The organism is Endozoicomonas sp. ONNA2, assembly GCF_024606365.1.
In the GTDB taxonomy this organism is placed as follows: domain Bacteria; phylum Pseudomonadota; class Gammaproteobacteria; order Pseudomonadales; family Endozoicomonadaceae; genus Endozoicomonas.
Genome location: NZ_JAHHPO010000141.1, coordinates 1 through 2844 on the forward strand (window position 1 = coordinate 1; position 2844 = coordinate 2844).

The following is a 2844-nucleotide window of genomic DNA, read 5'->3' on the forward strand; positions in this document are numbered from 1 at the left end:
ATTCTTAAATAAACTTTCTCTGTATCATGACGTACGATCAGTGGTAATCAGGAATAATTATTTCTCATTCCATAAGCCTGTCTATAATCAGCCCTGCTGAGTGTTTCTTTCATAAGTCATCTTCAGCTTTGTTCCCTTGCGGAGTTTTTTGGTCTATTGGACAGCAGATAAACCGCACAACAATAAATGCCAATATGAGGTTAGTAGTGATGATACAGCCACAGAACGTGTCCGGGGGCGGCAGCGCAAGCGGCTGGCGACCTGAAACAATAACGTCTGCACAACCACAGGGACGATGGGGCAGTTTGGATGTATTCAGGGAGTCTGGGGTAGTAACGTTTTTACCGGACAATACCTGCGATGGAACCCCGGAAAATGACAACGATGAAGACACACAACAGAGCTTATCGCTGCAACATCGTAAAACGGCCAGCCTGGCACAGCGTGCTGGTCAGCGGCCGAATACAGCGTTGGTGCTGGGAGTGCTGTCTGGTCTTGCTGCTGTTGGCATGGCATTACCCTCCAACCGCGACAACGACCCGTGGATTCCGGTGGCGGATGCCGAAACCCTGGGCAAGATTGGCCAAGTCCCGGACCGCCCGCTCAATGGCAATTACCGGCAAACTGTTGCATATATTGATGGTGGCCAATTGCGCCAGTCCATTGGTAATGACACTCATCCGTTTACCGGCATTATCCTCGGCGAAAAAGGGACCATTGGCAACCTCACCAAGTGCCTGTTGGAAACGCTGGCCGGTGAGGGCCGTGTGGAAGACCTGAGCTTTACTGATGTTAATATAAGATCCAAAGGCCCGACCGCGGTGGTGGCCTGCAAAATTTCGGACAAGGCCACAGTCAGTAATATTTGCGTTGACAATGCCCGGGTAGTGGCCTTTGGTAAAGATGCCCATGCGGGTATTGCCGGGGGGGATGTCAGAGGTGGAACGGTTGCCAACACCACAGCGGTGAACTGCACAGTGGTAGCCTCCAGCTTCACATTTGATATTGGTAATACTGCTAAAGCAGGCATTGGCGCGGGCAGGCTTCTGGGAGGCAAGGTTGCCAACACCACAGCGGTGAACTGCACAGTGGCAGCCTCTGCCAGAAATCTTGGATCTGTGGGGGCAGGCATTGGCGCGGGGTATGTTGGTGACAATAACTATAACTATCTTGGTGACAATAATATAGTGGCCAACACCAAAGCAGTGAACTGCACAGTGACAGCCTCTCATGGTGGGCGTGGCGGAGCGGCAGGCATTGGCGCAGGGTACCTTCTTCGCAAAGGCATAGTTGCCAACACCACAGCAGTGAACTGTAAAGTGGTAAGCCCCTATGGTGGATGGGCAGGCATTGGCGTCGGGCGCATCAAAGGTGCGACGCTTGCAAACACTACGGCAGTGAACTGTAAAGTGTCAACCAGCTTTGGAGGTGCAGGCATTGGCGCAGGATGGCTTGAACATTATACCAGCAGGGTTACCAACACCACGGCGGTGAATTGCCAAGTGGAAAACGCTGGTGCAACTGAATCAGAATTTTCTGGCATTGGCTCGGCTGGCATTGGCGCGGGTTATGCGCGTACCTTTGGCACGGTTGCTGACACCACGGCGGTGAACTGCCAGGTGGTAACCTCCGGCATGAAAGGAGGCGCAGGTATCGGCGTGGGCAGAGCTTCTTTTGGTGGCACGGTTGTCAACACCTCAGCGATGAACTGTACCGTAAAAGCTTCCGGTAAACGTGGCATGGCAGGCATCGGCGCAGGGATGGTTAACGATACTCCTACTGTTGCCAATACCACAGCCGTGAACTGCAATGTGTCATCCTACGGTCATGGTGGAAGCGCTGGCATCGGGGCGGGCATGGTCAGACGTAGTACTGTATCAAAAACAATTGCCGACACCACCGCGTTGAATTGTACAGTGTTAACCTTGGGCGATGAGTCAACGGCTGGTATCGGTGCGGGGGATATTGATTCTGGTGGCGCCATTGTTAGCACCAAGGCATTAAACTGCAAGGTTGATAATCTGGGTAAAAATTCAAAAGCCGATTTCAGGGGTGGGCGTAATCCCGATATCTGTAATGTCGGTATTAATGGTCATTGGCTGAACAATACCGACCACCGTTGTGGGCTGGATAACTTATGTGCAGGCATTGACCATCGTCTGGTGACAAGGGATTGCCAACCTGGTGATGATGATTTTATGGAGCTGATCAGAAATAATACCCGCCAGTTTGAGTTATGCCCTGTTACCCCGACAATACTTCCACCTACCTCCAGCAAGAGTGGCCCGACAATGACAATGTTGGGTCTGAGTAACGCATCCATAGTCAGCGTTCCAACCACCCCCGGCAAGAGTGGCACGGCGGCTTCACGGTTAGATGGCGTTGCCATAGCCGGTATCGCCCTGGGTGGAGTGCTCTTACTGCTGATTGGAGTTGGTGTGTGCATCTATCGCTATTGTTGTCACAGAGCCAGGGCTGCGGGTAGCCATTACGAGCCTCAGAGGCAGGGCGGACAGTCTTTCCGATGATGATATACAGCAACCATTGTTCAATTCTGTAGAGAGTGATAACGAACGGATACCGTTACTCCCGAGGACATAGGTTCGAGCTGTTATTGCCTCTGCCCCGCTCTCGAACTCCAGCAAAGTTTCTTCTACACAAGACTCTTTGACCCTTGGGATTTTTGCACTGCTGGACAGCACATCAACCACACGATAATCAATCAATGCCATCATTTCGGATGATGATGTAGTCCTCGCAGCGGTTAGGAATTTTCTTTTAATAAGTTTCCGATTTCCGTTCACCCTGAGCTTGTCGAAGGGTCGTGCCACCGAACTTCGACAA

The 2844-nt window shown here is 51.8% G+C and carries 1 protein-coding gene; it reads left to right on the top strand.

Annotated features, from left to right (window positions below; all coding sequences use genetic code 11):
- Nucleotides 1-209: 209 nt before the first annotated feature.
- The gene (locus KDK14_RS02635) at nt 210-2528 is read left to right on the top strand and encodes a ZmpA/ZmpB/ZmpC family metallo-endopeptidase-related protein (protein ID WP_257263471.1); all 2319 of its coding nucleotides are present in this window, start codon (nt 210-212) and stop codon (nt 2526-2528) included.
- The last annotated feature ends 316 nt before the right edge of the window (nt 2529-2844 follow it).

Bases quoted from the DNA above. Each gene is read 5' to 3' on its own strand.
- KDK14_RS02635 (WP_257263471.1), top strand. From the start codon at position 210: ATGATACAGCCACAGAACGTGTCCGGGGGCGGCAGCGCAAGCGGCTGG.